The organism is Hymenobacter sp. IS2118, assembly GCF_000715495.1.
Classification (GTDB): Bacteria; Bacteroidota; Bacteroidia; order Cytophagales; family Hymenobacteraceae; genus Hymenobacter.
Map to the genome: position 1 here is coordinate 1 of NZ_JNLX01000016.1, position 300 is coordinate 300.

1 pseudogene is annotated in these 300 nt (G+C 54.0%); it reads left to right on the plus strand.

The annotated features are described in order from the left end of the window. Window positions 1-300, plus strand: a pseudogene (locus GM79_RS01005) (ISLre2 family transposase); the annotation flags it as partial.

The window sequence follows — 300 nt, forward strand, 5'->3', positions numbered from 1 at the left end:
TGGCCGAGCAAAAATACAACGATTTGCAGGCCCTCGGGACCGCGCCGACTTTCTACGATTACGAGAAGTCGTTTGAAGCCATCTGGCTGGAATTGGGCCGTCAAGTGTTGGAGCGCAACATGGGCTCCGTGCCAGCCGACCGGCGTAAAAAAAAGATGATGACGCGCTTTGGCCAAATCCAAGTAGCTAATAGTGAGGCCTTTAGCGTGCACCCAAACGGGTTTGGCATCAGCCCCTACCTCCAGGAGAAGCTGGTTTTTTTAGGGCAATTCGAGGTCTACCAACAGGCTGCCGCCTTGA